The organism is Bacteroidota bacterium, assembly GCA_025059945.1.
Classification (GTDB): Bacteria; Bacteroidota; Rhodothermia; order JANXDC01; family JANXDC01; genus JANXDC01.
This window is the reverse complement of sequence record JANXDC010000005.1, coordinates 32,324-44,007: the sequence shown is the minus strand read 5'-3', so window position 1 is coordinate 44,007 and position 11,684 is coordinate 32,324. Positions and strand designations below refer to the sequence as shown.

Genomic DNA, 11,684 nt, shown 5'->3' with positions numbered 1-11,684 from the left:
CCGCGGGCCGGAGGGTGCGCATCCGAACGCGACAAGCGCCGCCAGGGGCAACCGGAGTTCGATCCTTTTATGAAGAAAGCCAATGATGCAATTTTTGGTTGACATTTTAGGATGCCGATTAACAAACCGTATGCCGCCCCTGCTCAGCTCGGTTTCTGCACCGCAGAGCGCGCCCTTTAAGGTAAAATCGGAACCCCGAACCCCCACTGGTCGCTTTCTTGCTTACCACTGGGCGGAGGCGGTTATTTTAACGAGGCCTGCTTAGGGTCTCAATGTGAACCGACGCCACACTCGAGTCGAAACGAGGCATACGGCGTGTTTCCCTTGCACGACACTATCCCCCGGCGAGAGAGCCCCTTTGTGACTTGGGTTCTGATTGCGCTTAACGCGGGGGTGTTTCTGATAGAGCTGGCCCTGCCCGAGCCCGCCCTAGAGGCCCTGGTGCACGCCCTCGGCGTTGTCCCGGCCCGTTACACGCAGCCGGGCTGGACGGCGGAGGTCGCCAACTACTGGCCTCTGCTGACCAACATGTTCTTGCACGGGGGCTGGATGCATCTGATCGGCAACATGTGGATGCTCTGGATCTTTGGGGACAACGTCGAGGATCGGCTAGGTCATGGGCGTTATCTGCTGTTTTATGTGCTGTGCGGATTGGCGGCGAGCTGGACGCATATTCTGCTGCATCCCAACTCGACGGTTCCCGCTATAGGAGCCTCGGGGGCTATATCGGGGGTCATGGGGGCTTATCTTCTGCTGTTTCCCCGGGCGCGGGTGATTACGCTTTTCCCCCTCTTCTTTATCCCGTATTTCCTGGAGCTGCCCGCCATCGTGTACTTGGGTGCCTGGTTTTTGATGCAGCTTTTCTCGGGTGCGTTTTCGATCTTGGCGCCTGGCGAAGGCGGTGGGATCGCCTGGTGGGCCCACGTAGGGGGGTTTCTGGCCGGGGCGCTGCTTGGGCCTCCGATGCGCCGGCGTCGGCGCTATTATAGGCCGTATTTTCGAGACGAGCACATCCCGATTCGGTATCTGTATCCGCGGTAGGAGGGTCTTGACTGTGGGGATTGGGGAGCTCTTTTGGCTATTTGTGCTTTTCGGGGCTTTGCAGCCTGTGATCCGGCAGCGCATGCTGGATGCGGCCCGTCAGCGGATGATCGCCCGACTTGAGGCCGAACGCGGCTCGCGCGTGATCCTGCTTGTGCATCGGCAAGAGACGATGAGCCTACTTGGCTTTCCCCTCGTGCGCTACATCGACATCCAAGACTCCGAGGAGGTGCTGCGGGCCATCCATATGACCGATCCCGACGTGCCCCTGGATCTGGTGCTGCACACCCCCGGGGGGCTTGTGCTCGCTTCTTTGCAGATCGCGCGGGCTCTTAAGGCCCATCCGGCCAAGGTGACCGTTTTTGTGCCCCATTACGCCATGTCGGGCGGCACGCTCATCGCCCTGGCGGCCGATGAGATCGTCATGAGCCCGCATGCCGTGCTGGGCCCCCTGGACCCGCAACTGGGGCAGTATCCCGCGCCCTCCTTGCTGCGCGTGGTGCAGCAGAAGCCCCTTTCGGAGATCGACGATCATACGCTGGTGCTCGCCGATTTGGCCGAGAAGGCCACCCGACAACTTCAGGAGGCTATTGTTGAGCTGCTCGGGGAACACATGTCCGCAGAGCACGCCCACGAAGTGGCCCGGCGGCTGACCGAGGGACACTGGACGCACGATTACCCCATCACCCCAAAGGCCGCTCGGGAGCTCGGTCTGCCTGTTTCCACGGACCTTCCCCCCCTGGTCTACCAGCTTATGGCGCTTTATCCGCAACCGGTGCGTCAGCGTCCTTCGGTGGAGTACCTGCCTGAGCCGCGCACTTCCCGCGCGTAGGAGGATGAAGATGCCCTGGCATCGCGATCTGGTCGGCATGCTGCTATGCATGGGGTTGGCTATGGAGGCCACAGGACAAGGCGAGCGACCCCGGGCGAGGGATTTGGGGCTGCGCCCGGGGATTTTGAGCCCCGGCCGATGGAACGCCATCACGGATGTGCCGGGTGTTCGGGTCGGGCATCGCACAATCTGGGAGGGGCAGGACGTGCGCACGGGAGTGACCGTAATCTTGCCCCATGAGGGCAACCTGTTCGAGGAGAAGGTTCCGGCCGCCGTTTGGGTGGGCAACGGTTTTGGCAAGGCGGCCGGTTTTCTGCAGGTGCGCGAGCTGGGGACGCTCGAGACCCCAATTGCGCTCACGAACACGCGCTCTGTCGGAATCGCGTGGGATGCGCTTGTCGAGTGGACGCTCCGGCAGCCCGGCAACGCCGAGGTGCGCAGCGTCAACGCCGTGGTCGGGGAGACCAACGACGGGTTTTTGCACGATATCCGAGGCGGGCATGTGCGGCCGGAGCACGTCTGGGAGGCCATCGCCAACGCCCGCTCCGGACCCGTGGAGGAGGGCGCTGTGGGCGCCGGAACGGGCACCGTGTGCTTTGGCTGGAAGGGCGGCATCGGCACGGCCTCGCGCGTGCTGCCGGCCCGCTATGGGGGGTACGTGGTGGGGGTGCTTGTGCAGACGAACTTCGGCGGCCTGCTGCAGGTCGATGGCGTTCCGGTGGGCCGTGAGCTGGGGCGGTTTTTCATGCAGGGCGAGGTGCCTTATGATCCGCCCGATGGCTCCTGCATGATCGTGGTGGCCACAAACGCCCCCGTAGACCGGGCCACGCTGGAGCGCATGGCCCATCGGGCCATCCTCGGCATGGCCCGAACGGGCTCCTTTATGGCTAATGGGTCCGGTGACTTCGTCATCGCCTTCAGCACGGCCTATCGGATTCCACATCAGGCGCCCAACCCCCCTGTGATACAGATCCCGAGCCTGCATCCGGAGGTGCTCAACCCCTTGTTTTTGGCTGTAGTCGAGGCTACCGAAGAGGCCATCTACAACAGCCTGTTTCGGGCCGTAACGGTGACGGGCTATCGGGGCCGCACTGTGGAGGCCATCCCGATTGAGCGCGTCCGAGAGGTGCTCAGGCGTTACGGGAGGCTACCGTGATCTACGAGCGTCGCCGCGATCCCCCGCTGCCCCGTATGCGTTTTTTGATGCGCATGCTCTGGCATGCCAGCGGGGCGGCTCTGCTGGTGGGGGCTGCGCTGGGCCTGGGTATGTGGGGGTATCGCGTTTTCGTCGGGCTTGATTGGGTGGACGCCTTTTTGAATGCCGCTATGATCCTGGGGGGTATGGGTCCAGTGGCCGAACTGCGTTCTCCAGCCGCGAAGATCTTCGCCGGATGCTACGCCCTTTTCTCGGGGCTTCTGTTTCTGGTCACGGCCGCGGTGCTGTTAAGTCCCCTTGTACACCGTTTTCTGCATGCCTTTCACTGGGATCCGGAGGAGGAGCCCCCCAACAGGGCGCGCAGCCGATCGGATCGGGGCTCATCGGGGTAGCGCTGCAGAAAGCGCTCCGCCATCCTGCGGGCCTCGCGCAGCCGGCCGTTTTGCGCGTAGGCGAGGGCCAGATTGAAAAGCGCGTCCGCATGCGCCGGCTCCAGGCGCACCACCTCCTCCCATTCGGCGATGGCCTCCTGAAGGCGGCCCGTTTGGGCGAGCAGAACGGCCAAATTGTTGCGCGCCTTGGCGTAATCGGGCTCTAGCGCAACAGCCCGCCGAAGGTGCGCTTCGGCCTCTTGGGGCGCTCCCAGCCGAACAAGCAAAGTGCCGAGGTTGAAGCGCGCCTCCGCTAAGCTGGGCCGCAGGCGCACGGCCTGTTCGTAACAGGTGCGCGCCTCCGCAAGGCGTCCTTTCAGCTCCAAAAGCCGGCCCAGGTTCGTGAGCGCCTCCGGAAGCTCGGGCTGGCGTCGTAGCGCCTCTTGATAGCACCGTTCCGCTTCCTTCCAGTCTCCGTCCCATTCCGCCAGGCGCGCCAGGGCCAGCAGCCGCTCCGCTGTGGGCTCAAGCGCCGCGGCCCGGGCGTAGGCCGCGCGAGCCCGGCTTCGCTCACCCCGCCATTCGTAGGCGTATCCCAGCAGGTACCATCCTTCGGCATGGCCGGGGACCTCCCGTAGCCCGCGCAGCAGGCGGTCGATGGCCCGCTCTAGGGCCCTCGTTTCGGGATGTTCGCGGGCGTAGGCAAGATAGGCGATGCCCTCGTAGACCGGATAAGCCGGATCCCGCCTGAGTTCCGCGAAGACCGGCGTAAGCTGCCCGCTGGTCCTCTGGGGCGGAGGTGTCCCGGAGGGGGGCCGATCGGGTCGGCGCGGGATGGCGTGATCCGTGAAGGCCGCATGGGGCACGGCGCTGGGCCGGATCCGGGGCATGTGGCAGGAAGTACACGGGGCCTCAGGCCCGTGCGTGGCGGCGAGCGGGCCCCGCGAGAGGCGCCCGAGGTCGTGACAGCCCTGACAGATCCGGTTGAAGTGCTCCGGACCTAATTCGCGGCTTGCGCGATGCGCGTCATGACAGCTCAGGCAATCCAGCCGCCCTCGGCTGCCTCGGAAACAGGCGCTCTGCTGCATGCGCTCCACATGGCTTGCGACCTGCACCGTGCTCGCCGAAAGGGCAGAGTCGACGAAGGCGACCCAGTAATCCGAAAGCCTCCGACCCGGTCGGTAGTCCAGCGGCCCTTTGCCCTCCCGATAGAAGGATACGGTTGTCTCCAGATGGCATTGTTGGCAGAGGTCCAGGCGCCGCTCCGGGGGAATACGCCGGGGGTTGAGGATCGTGGTGTCGGGTCCGCTTCTGGACCGCTTGCCCCCTCGGTGCAGGGCCACATGTCGTGCCCCCGGTCCGTGGCAGCGTTCGCAGCCGATGCCCAGGCTAAAGGCCTCGTATCGATTGCTCGTCTCCGGAACAGGCCTAAAATGGCCCGTGTGGCAGCCCAGGCAAGCCTGCCGGATTGGGCGGAAAAAACGCGCGTTGGCCCGCTCATAGCCTGGGCTTAGGCCCCAGCGGCCGCTCTGCGCATACCAGCTCAGGGGCAGCTGGAAGAGGTATCCGTTTTCCTCGTATAGGTATGTGCGCGCGGCGTTGCCCGAGCCCACCACGTATTGCATGGGATAGACGAGCCGATGCGTTTTGCGGCCTCGGGCATCTAGCCGGTATTCCTCCTGAAAAAACGCATCTCCCTGACGGAAGGCACGGTAGTAAAACCCCGTTCGGGGCTCATAGACGGCCTCTTGGCCGCTGAGATCCTCCACCACCCGATCCGGGGCGAGCCGGTAGAGGGCCTGCGCCTTGGGGGTGCGCCGGTACAGGGCCGCGATATCGCCGTGGCAAGAGGCGCAGACCGAATCCCCCACGAACGCATCTACGCTTTCCGGGGGTGCATCGGGTTGCGCTCCCCGGCAGCCCGCCCAAAGCAGAAAGAGCAAGCCCAACAGGCCGATAGGCTGGCTTGCGGTGCAGCGCACGAAGAGAAGTTATGCGCTCGCAGTCTGCCCTACAAGGCGCTTTTTCAGAGCAGCCCCCGGTAAGCGGCCCAGAAGATGGCGCTCACCATGGTGGCCTGGATGATGCGGCCTTGTTCGACGAGTTTCGGCAGCGCGTGCGCCGGCACGAGCTCAAGCCTGAAATCCTCCATCGGATCGCGTTTTGCGCTCGAAGTGGCCCGTGCGCCGCGGGCCAGAAACAGATGGACCCAGTTTGTGTGCGTGTGGGGGTTGAGCGCTACGCGCCCCAGAGGGAGCCACGCTTCGGCCTCGTAGCCCGTCTCCTCGCGCAGCTCGCGCCGTGCGGCCTCCAGGGGCGTCTCTCCTGGGTCCACCACACCGCCCGGAAGCTCCAGGGCGATTTCGCCCATGCCGTGCCGATAGGTCTCCAGCAAGACCGCTTCCCCCGTCGGAGTGATGGCCAGCACGTTGGCGAAGTCCGGCTGCTCGATCACGTGAAACTCCGCGATTTCGGCTCCGCTGGGCAGCCGAAGCCGATCTACGCGCACGTTCATCCACCAACGCCGAACAAGATAGCGGCGCTTTAGCACCTGCCAGGGTTGGGGCATAGGTCCTTCCGAGGTTTGCGCAAAAAAGGCAAGCCGCCCTAAGTTCGGAGCCCCTAACCGGAAAACCAACTCTATGATGGAGGTTGGGCGCGCGCTGCTTGATGCAAACTTCTGGGAGCGGCTCCTCTGGGGTGCCCTTCAGGTGGCCGTGATCCTGCTTTTGGCCTGGGCCCTTTACGGCGCCCTGATCCGGCTGCTTCGACGTTATGAGCGTCGTGCGGCCGGGCTTTCGGCTGTGGATCCGGAGCGGCAGCGCATCTACACGATCGTGACCCTGCTGCGGAGCCTGGGCCGTTATTTGGTGGGCATTTTGGCCCTGCTTTCCGTTTTGGCCGCCATCGGGATCAACATCGGCCCGATTCTGGCCGGCGCCGGCGTTGCGGGGCTGGCCATCGGCTTCGGGGCCCAAACGCTCGTAAAGGACGTCATCGCGGGCTTTTTCCTTCTCTTCGAGCGCCTTATCGCCGTAGGCGACTTGATCAACCTGCGCGGGGAGATCGGCGTCGTAGAAGAGATCGGGCTTCGCGTAACGAAGATCCGCAAGTTCAACGGCGAGCTGCTCATTGTGCCCAACGAGGAGCTGCGGTTTTTCGGCAACCGGAACCGCGACTTTATGCGGGCCGTTGTGGAGTTGGACGTGGCCTACGAGCAGGACGTGGAGCGCATCATGCAAATCCTAAACGCCGTGGCCACGCGTTGGGCCCAGGAGCGCGCCGAGATCGTGCTGGAACCGCCGGTCGTGCAGGGCATTCTGCAGTTCGGCGATTCGGGTATGCGCTTGCGCCTGAGCGCGAAGGTAAAGCCTGGGACGCAATTTGAGGCGGAGCTGGAGCTGCGCCGCCGCATTCGGGAGGCCTTCGCCGCGCACAACGTGGACATCCCGTTTCCACGCAGGATGGTCTACGTGCACGAACAACAGCCGGATTTCCGGATTCGGGAGTAGCGATGGGAAGACGACAGGTGCGGATGGACCCTCAGACGGCCCGGGAACTCGCGCCGGAGCTGATCGGCTCGGAGGTGAACGCCGTGCTGCAGGACCGTCGGGTGCTGCGGGGGCGTCTGGTGGAGGCTTCGGAGGCCGGTCTTACGCTGCGGGACCTGCGCGGGCGACGGCATCCGGTCCCCTGGCAGGAGCTGCGCGAGCTCATATGGGATGTTGTGGCGGCTTTCTAACGGGAGACCCTTCTTATGCGCGTATACCGAAGCGCGGCCGAGATAGATTTTCACCTGACTGATCTACCTCGCCGGGCTGAGCCCGGGCGCGTGCTCATGGTGCGGCCCGATTACTTCGAGGTCGCCTACGTGATCAATCCCCATATGCAGGGTCAGCTCGGCAAGGTGGACCGCGCCCGGGCCTTGGAGCAGTGGGAGGCCCTGCGCGCCGCATACGAGCGCCTGGGCTTTTCGGTTGTGGTCCTGGAGCCCGTGCCCGGACTTCCGGACATGGTTTTTGCAGCCAACCAGAGCCTGCCGTTTCAGAGTCCGGAGGGCCGGCGCCGGGTCTGGATGAGCCGCATGCACGCCCCCCAGCGTCGACCCGAGGTGCCGCACATCGAGGCCTGGTATCGAAGCGAGGGCTACGAAGTCGATCACTTCTCCGACCCCGAGGTGTCGGACTTCGAAGGGATGGGAGATGCGATCTGGCATCCGGGGCGCATGTTGCTTTGGGGGGGATACGGGTTTCGCTCCAGTCTGCGGGCTTACGAGGAGATCAGCCGGCGCTGGGGGGTGCCCGTGGTGGCCTTGGAGCTTCGGGATCCGGACTTTTACCACCTGGATACCTGCTTTTGCGTGCTCGATGAGGAGACGGTTCTGCTCTACCCGGGGGCCTTCAGCGCTGAGGGGCTTGCCCTCATGCGGCGGCTCTGGCCGCGTCTGTTGGAGGCCCCGGAGTCGGAGGCAAGGCGTCTTTTCGCCTGCAACGCGCACACGCCAGACGGCCGACACGTGCTTATCCAGCGCGGCTGCTCGGAGACCGCGCGCATGCTCACGCAGCACGGTTTTGCGGTCATTGAAGTGGACACAAGCGAGTACCTCAAATCCGGCGGTTCGGTTTTCTGCATGAAGATGATGGTCTACTGATGCGCCCCTTCGAGGATGAGATCTGGGACGAGGCGCAATGGGAGGCGTTTCTGCGCCAGCTTGAATCGCGTCGCGAACGCCACTGGGGCGCGCCCGAGGGCAGTGATCCGCTGGAGCTGCTCGGCTTAGGTCCAAGCTGGCGCCGCTGGCTTGAGCTCCCCCCTGAAGAGCCGCCTCGGTTTGCCGAAGCAGAGGAGGAAGACCTGCTCCAGTGGGGCCCGGCGCGGGATCCGCTCTACCAGCAGGCCCAAGCGCTGGGCGCGGCCGTGCTCCGATGGGCGTACCGACAGCCCATCGCGCACAAAGATGGGCCCTTTGTGCACTTCGTCGATCAAGTCCTGCAGATCGCCGCCCGACTGGCGGCCGCCTACGGGTTGGGATGGGAGCGAGAGGTGCTGGGCGGGGTGATCGCCTATCACCGCCGAGCCCTAGAGCACGCCAACGGGGCCCTAGAGGGGCTCCATGAGCTCCCGAAGCGACCCGGCCGCATCGACCGGGCCCGATATCGGAGCTGGGCCGAGGCGCTTCTGGAGCTGCGCAACGCCCTGGCCCTGCGCTTGGAGGCCCTGCGGGAGCGCTTCGCCGCGGGCTTGGAGGGGCCGTTTTGGGATCTGTGAGGTTCGTTGCGAGCCCGTTACAGTTGCCTTTTGTGCGCCTAGAGGGCTTGTTTGTGATCGTATCCAAACGCGTCAGGAGAGAGCCATCATGCGCGCGCGCATCGGGTGCATGCTGCTTGTGGGCTTTCTGTGGGGATCATCTGCAGGGGCCCAGGAGGTTTCCCGATACAAACAGCCCTCTTCGGACATCGTGGCGCTATTGGAGGCGCCTTCACCGCCCTCGGTGCAGCTGAGCCCAGATGGGCGATGGCTTCTGCTCATGGAACGCCCGACGATGCCCACCATCGGGGACTTGGCCCAGCCGATGCTGCGCCTGGCCGGTGTGCGCATAAACCCCCGCACAAACGGGACCTTTCAGACGCAATTCATCGTGCGTCTTACGCTTCTGGACCTGCAGCGCCGCCTTATGCAGCCGGTGGAGCTTCCGCCAGAGCCCCGGATCGGCTTTGTGTCTTGGTCCCCCGACGGACGCCGGATCGCCTTCGTACAGCAGGACTCCGAAGGGCTAGCCTTGTACGTAGCCGACCCCCTTACGGGCCGCTCCCGACGTTTGGAGGTCGGGCGTTTAAACGGCTCGCTTGGGCAGCCGTATCAGTGGCTCGGCGGGGATCGGCTTCTGTGCTGGGTGGTGCCCGAGGGCCGCGGAAAGCCGCCTGCGCCGCCTGAAGTGCCTGAGGGGCCGCGCGTGCAGGAAACGGCCGGCCGGCAGGCCCCGGTGCGTACCTTCCAAGATCTACTCAGCTCTCCGTATGATGAGGCCCTCTTTGAGTACTACTTTACCGCTCAGCTCCTGGAGCTCGACCTTGCTACAGAGCGCGTTTCCTTGCTGGGAGAGCCGGGCATCTTTGATGAGGTTGAGCCCTCTCCGGATGGCCGATATCTGTTTGTGGCCCGCATCCTGCGGCCGTACAGCTACTTTGTCCCCTACGGCAGCTTTCCGCGCCAGCTTGAGATCTGGACGCGCCCCGGGGGCGTGCGACTGCGCACCCTGGCTCTGCTGCCTTTAGCTGAGGACACTCCGATCGGGGGGGTGCGCAAAGGGCCCCGTCAGGTGCGCTGGGATCCCACGCATCCGGCCCGGCTGCTCTATGTGGAGGCCCTTGATGAGGGGGATCCGCGTCGTCGCGTCCCCCACCGGGATCGGCTGGTGGCCTGGGAGGCGCCCTTCGAAGCTCAGCCCCAGGAGTGGCTGCGCACGGAGTTTCGGCTCACCGGCCTACAGTGGACCGAACGAGGCGATGGGCTTTTGGTCACTGAGCTGGACCGGCCTACGCGCAAAACGCGCACCTTCTGGTACGATCCGCGCAACCTGTCCGCTCCGCCCCGGTTGCTTTTTGACCGGCTCACGGAGGACCGCTATAACGACCCCGGCCAATGGGTGATGCGCACCCGGCCTGACGGACAACGCTTCATCCGGCAATCCCCCGACGGCCGCTACGCTTACCTCATCGGGGCCGGGGCCACGCCACGCGGAGAGTATCCGTTTCTGCGCCGGATCGATTTGCGCACGTTTCGAACCGAGGAACTCTTCCGCAGCGCCGATCCCTACTACGAGATGCCCATCGCGCTACTCGATGAGCGCCTTCTGCTCACCAGCCGCGAGTCCGCTTCGGAGCCCCCGAACTACTTCCTGCGCGATCTGAGAAGCCGAACCGCGGTGGCCTTGACGCATTTTCCCGATCCGCAGCCAATTTTCCGCAAGGTCCGCAAGCAGCTCATCACGTACCGACGCAAAGACGGCATCCAGCTTTCGGGCACCTTGTACCTGCCCCCCGACTACCAGCCCGGAGAACGTCGCCCGGCCTTCATTTGGGCCTATCCCATCGAGTTCGCCACGGCCGATGCGGCCGCGCAGGTCTCTGGATCCCCGAACCGGTTTACGCGCGTATCTGGGGCTTCCCACCTGTTCCTGGTGCTCAAAGGGTACGTGGTCTTGGATAACGCCGCCATGCCCATTTTGGGCGGGCAGCGAGCTAACGACACCTTCCTTGAGCAGCTCATCTTGAACGCCGAGGCTGCCATCCGTGCCCTCGACAGCCTGGGAGTAGCCGATACGCGCCGCCTCGGGGTGGGAGGGCATTCTTACGGCGCCTTCATGACGGCCAATCTGCTGGCGCACTCGGAGCTGTTTCGAGCGGGGATCGCCCGCAGCGGCGCCTACAACCGCACGCTGACCCCGTTTGGCTTTCAAAACGAAGAGCGAACCCTCTGGGAGGCGCCCGAGCTCTACGTGCGCCTGTCTCCGTTTATGCACGCAGATAAAATCAACGAGCCCCTGCTGCTCATCCACGGGGATGCCGACAACAACGCGGGCACCTTCCCTATTCAGTCGGAGCGCATGTACCATGCGCTTAAGGGCCTGGGCAAGACGGCGCGTCTGGTGCAACTGCCCCTAGAGAGCCACGGCTATGCGGCGCGGGAGTCTGTTTTGCACGTGATTCAGGAGATGATCGAATGGATGGACCGCTTCGTGCGCGGTAGCCCGATCGGATCAGGCGGCCAGTAGCCGTTTTATCGGCCCCGAAGCCTCATAAGGCGTTCTAGGAAGCGCTCGAGCTCATAGCCGTCCACCGCAAGACCAGCCCGAAAGGTCTGGTTCGGAAAAAACTCCAATAGCCCGGCCCGTAAAGTGAGCAGCACAGCCTTGCGGTGAGGATGTTCGGCGGGCACATCGAGCGGCTCCGGAAGCGCCCGCTCTGAGATCGGAATCCGGAGCCGCTCGATCGCCTGAGCGCCCAGGACAGCTAGCACCAGTCGGGTCGTGGGCAGTTGCGGTGACCAATCCGGGGGCAGCCGCAACCGCCCCCGCAGCTCAGGCAGCCGATCTTCGATCAGCCGCAGGCATTCCGAGACGGTTAGCTCGGCGCGCAAGAGCAGCCGTTCGGCTTCCCACGGGCTCAGCGTTCGGGGTGCGGATCCCGAACAGCCCAGCAACCCAAGTCCCCAAAGGAGCAGAACGGCCTGTCGCATAGACTTTCCCCCGGGCGCGGCTTGTGGCTATCTTGGGCGCGGCCAA

General features: G+C 64.5%; 12 protein-coding genes. 9 read left to right on the top strand and 3 right to left on the bottom strand.

The features are described 5' to 3' along the window. The first annotated feature begins 315 nt into the window (after nucleotides 1–315). From NZ993_04115 to NZ993_04100, 4 genes are read left to right on the top strand one after another with little or no spacing between them, the layout of a single operon-like run. Nucleotides 316–1,041 carry a rhomboid family intramembrane serine protease gene (locus NZ993_04115; GenBank protein ID MCS7154979.1) on the top strand — a complete coding sequence of 242 codons (726 nt, stop codon included), beginning with the start codon at nucleotides 316–318 and terminating at the stop codon, nucleotides 1,039–1,041. 13 nt (nucleotides 1,042–1,054) lie between these two features. Further along, complete coding sequence (locus NZ993_04110) at nucleotides 1,055–1,873, top strand: ATP-dependent Clp protease proteolytic subunit (protein ID MCS7154978.1); 819 nt, start codon at nucleotides 1,055–1,057, stop codon at nucleotides 1,871–1,873. 4 nt (nucleotides 1,874–1,877) lie between these two features. Then, nucleotides 1,878–3,029 (top strand): P1 family peptidase, encoded by a 1,152-nt coding sequence (locus NZ993_04105; GenBank protein ID MCS7154977.1) that lies wholly within the window; start codon nucleotides 1,878–1,880, stop codon nucleotides 3,027–3,029. Then, nucleotides 3,026–3,421, top strand: a complete 396-nt coding sequence (locus tag NZ993_04100; GenBank protein MCS7154976.1) for a hypothetical protein — start codon at nucleotides 3,026–3,028, stop codon at nucleotides 3,419–3,421. Before NZ993_04105 ends, NZ993_04100 begins: the two co-directional genes overlap by 4 nt. Here the strand turns inward: NZ993_04100 and NZ993_04095 are convergent. Both NZ993_04095 and NZ993_04090 read right to left on the bottom strand, forming a co-directional pair. Further along, complete coding sequence (locus NZ993_04095; GenBank protein ID MCS7154975.1) at nucleotides 3,352–5,382, bottom strand: tetratricopeptide repeat protein; 2,031 nt, start codon at nucleotides 5,380–5,382, stop codon at nucleotides 3,352–3,354. The two genes, NZ993_04100 and NZ993_04095, sit on opposite strands and share 70 nt — an antisense overlap. Before the next feature lie 44 nt (nucleotides 5,383–5,426). Further along, on the bottom strand, nucleotides 5,427–5,915 hold the full coding sequence (locus tag NZ993_04090; protein MCS7154974.1) for an NUDIX hydrolase: 489 nt from the start codon (nucleotides 5,913–5,915) through the stop codon (nucleotides 5,427–5,429). A gap of 127 nt (nucleotides 5,916–6,042) precedes the next feature. On the opposite strand from NZ993_04090, the gene NZ993_04085 reads away from it, so the two are divergent. The 5 genes from NZ993_04085 (at nucleotide 6,043) to NZ993_04065 (ending at nucleotide 11,174) form a co-directional block, all read left to right on the top strand. Further along, on the top strand, nucleotides 6,043–6,912 hold the full coding sequence (locus NZ993_04085) for a mechanosensitive ion channel family protein (GenBank protein MCS7154973.1): 870 nt from the start codon (nucleotides 6,043–6,045) through the stop codon (nucleotides 6,910–6,912). 23 nt (nucleotides 6,913–6,935) lie between these two features. Then, nucleotides 6,936–7,142, top strand: a complete 207-nt coding sequence (locus NZ993_04080) for a hypothetical protein (GenBank protein MCS7154972.1) — start codon at nucleotides 6,936–6,938, stop codon at nucleotides 7,140–7,142. Between the two features lie 15 nt (nucleotides 7,143–7,157). Next, complete coding sequence (locus NZ993_04075) at nucleotides 7,158–8,051, top strand: arginine deiminase family protein (protein MCS7154971.1); 894 nt, start codon at nucleotides 7,158–7,160, stop codon at nucleotides 8,049–8,051. After that, entirely contained in the window at nucleotides 8,051–8,668 is a 618-nt protein-coding gene (locus tag NZ993_04070) for a hypothetical protein (GenBank protein ID MCS7154970.1), read from the top strand. The genes NZ993_04075 and NZ993_04070 overlap by 1 nt, the downstream gene beginning before the upstream one ends. Nucleotides 8,669–8,756: 88 nt before the next feature. Further along, on the top strand, nucleotides 8,757–11,174 hold the full coding sequence (locus tag NZ993_04065; protein MCS7154969.1) for a prolyl oligopeptidase family serine peptidase: 2,418 nt from the start codon (nucleotides 8,757–8,759) through the stop codon (nucleotides 11,172–11,174). Between the two features lie 5 nt (nucleotides 11,175–11,179). Here the strand turns inward: NZ993_04065 and NZ993_04060 are convergent, their stop codons facing one another. Continuing rightward, nucleotides 11,180–11,638, bottom strand: coding sequence for a hypothetical protein (locus tag NZ993_04060; GenBank protein MCS7154968.1), 459 nt, complete (start codon nucleotides 11,636–11,638; stop codon nucleotides 11,180–11,182). Between the last annotated feature and the right edge of the window lie 46 nt (nucleotides 11,639–11,684).

What these genes read in the sequence shown, in the direction of transcription:
- NZ993_04105 (MCS7154977.1), top strand. Translation starts at nt 1,878, where the DNA reads ATGAAGATGCCCTGGCATCGCGATCTGGTCGGCATGCTGCTATGCATG.
- NZ993_04090 (MCS7154974.1), bottom strand. Translation starts at nt 5,915, where the DNA reads ATGAACGTGCGCGTAGATCGGCTTCGGCTGCCCAGCGGAGCCGAAATC.
- NZ993_04085 (MCS7154973.1), top strand. Translation starts at nt 6,043, where the DNA reads ATGATGGAGGTTGGGCGCGCGCTGCTTGATGCAAACTTCTGGGAGCGG.
- NZ993_04080 (MCS7154972.1), top strand. Translation starts at nt 6,936, where the DNA reads ATGGACCCTCAGACGGCCCGGGAACTCGCGCCGGAGCTGATCGGCTCG.
- NZ993_04075 (MCS7154971.1), top strand. Translation starts at nt 7,158, where the DNA reads ATGCGCGTATACCGAAGCGCGGCCGAGATAGATTTTCACCTGACTGAT.
- NZ993_04070 (MCS7154970.1), top strand. Translation starts at nt 8,051, where the DNA reads ATGCGCCCCTTCGAGGATGAGATCTGGGACGAGGCGCAATGGGAGGCG.
- NZ993_04065 (MCS7154969.1), top strand. Translation starts at nt 8,757, where the DNA reads ATGCGCGCGCGCATCGGGTGCATGCTGCTTGTGGGCTTTCTGTGGGGA.
- NZ993_04060 (MCS7154968.1), bottom strand. Translation starts at nt 11,638, where the DNA reads ATGCGACAGGCCGTTCTGCTCCTTTGGGGACTTGGGTTGCTGGGCTGT.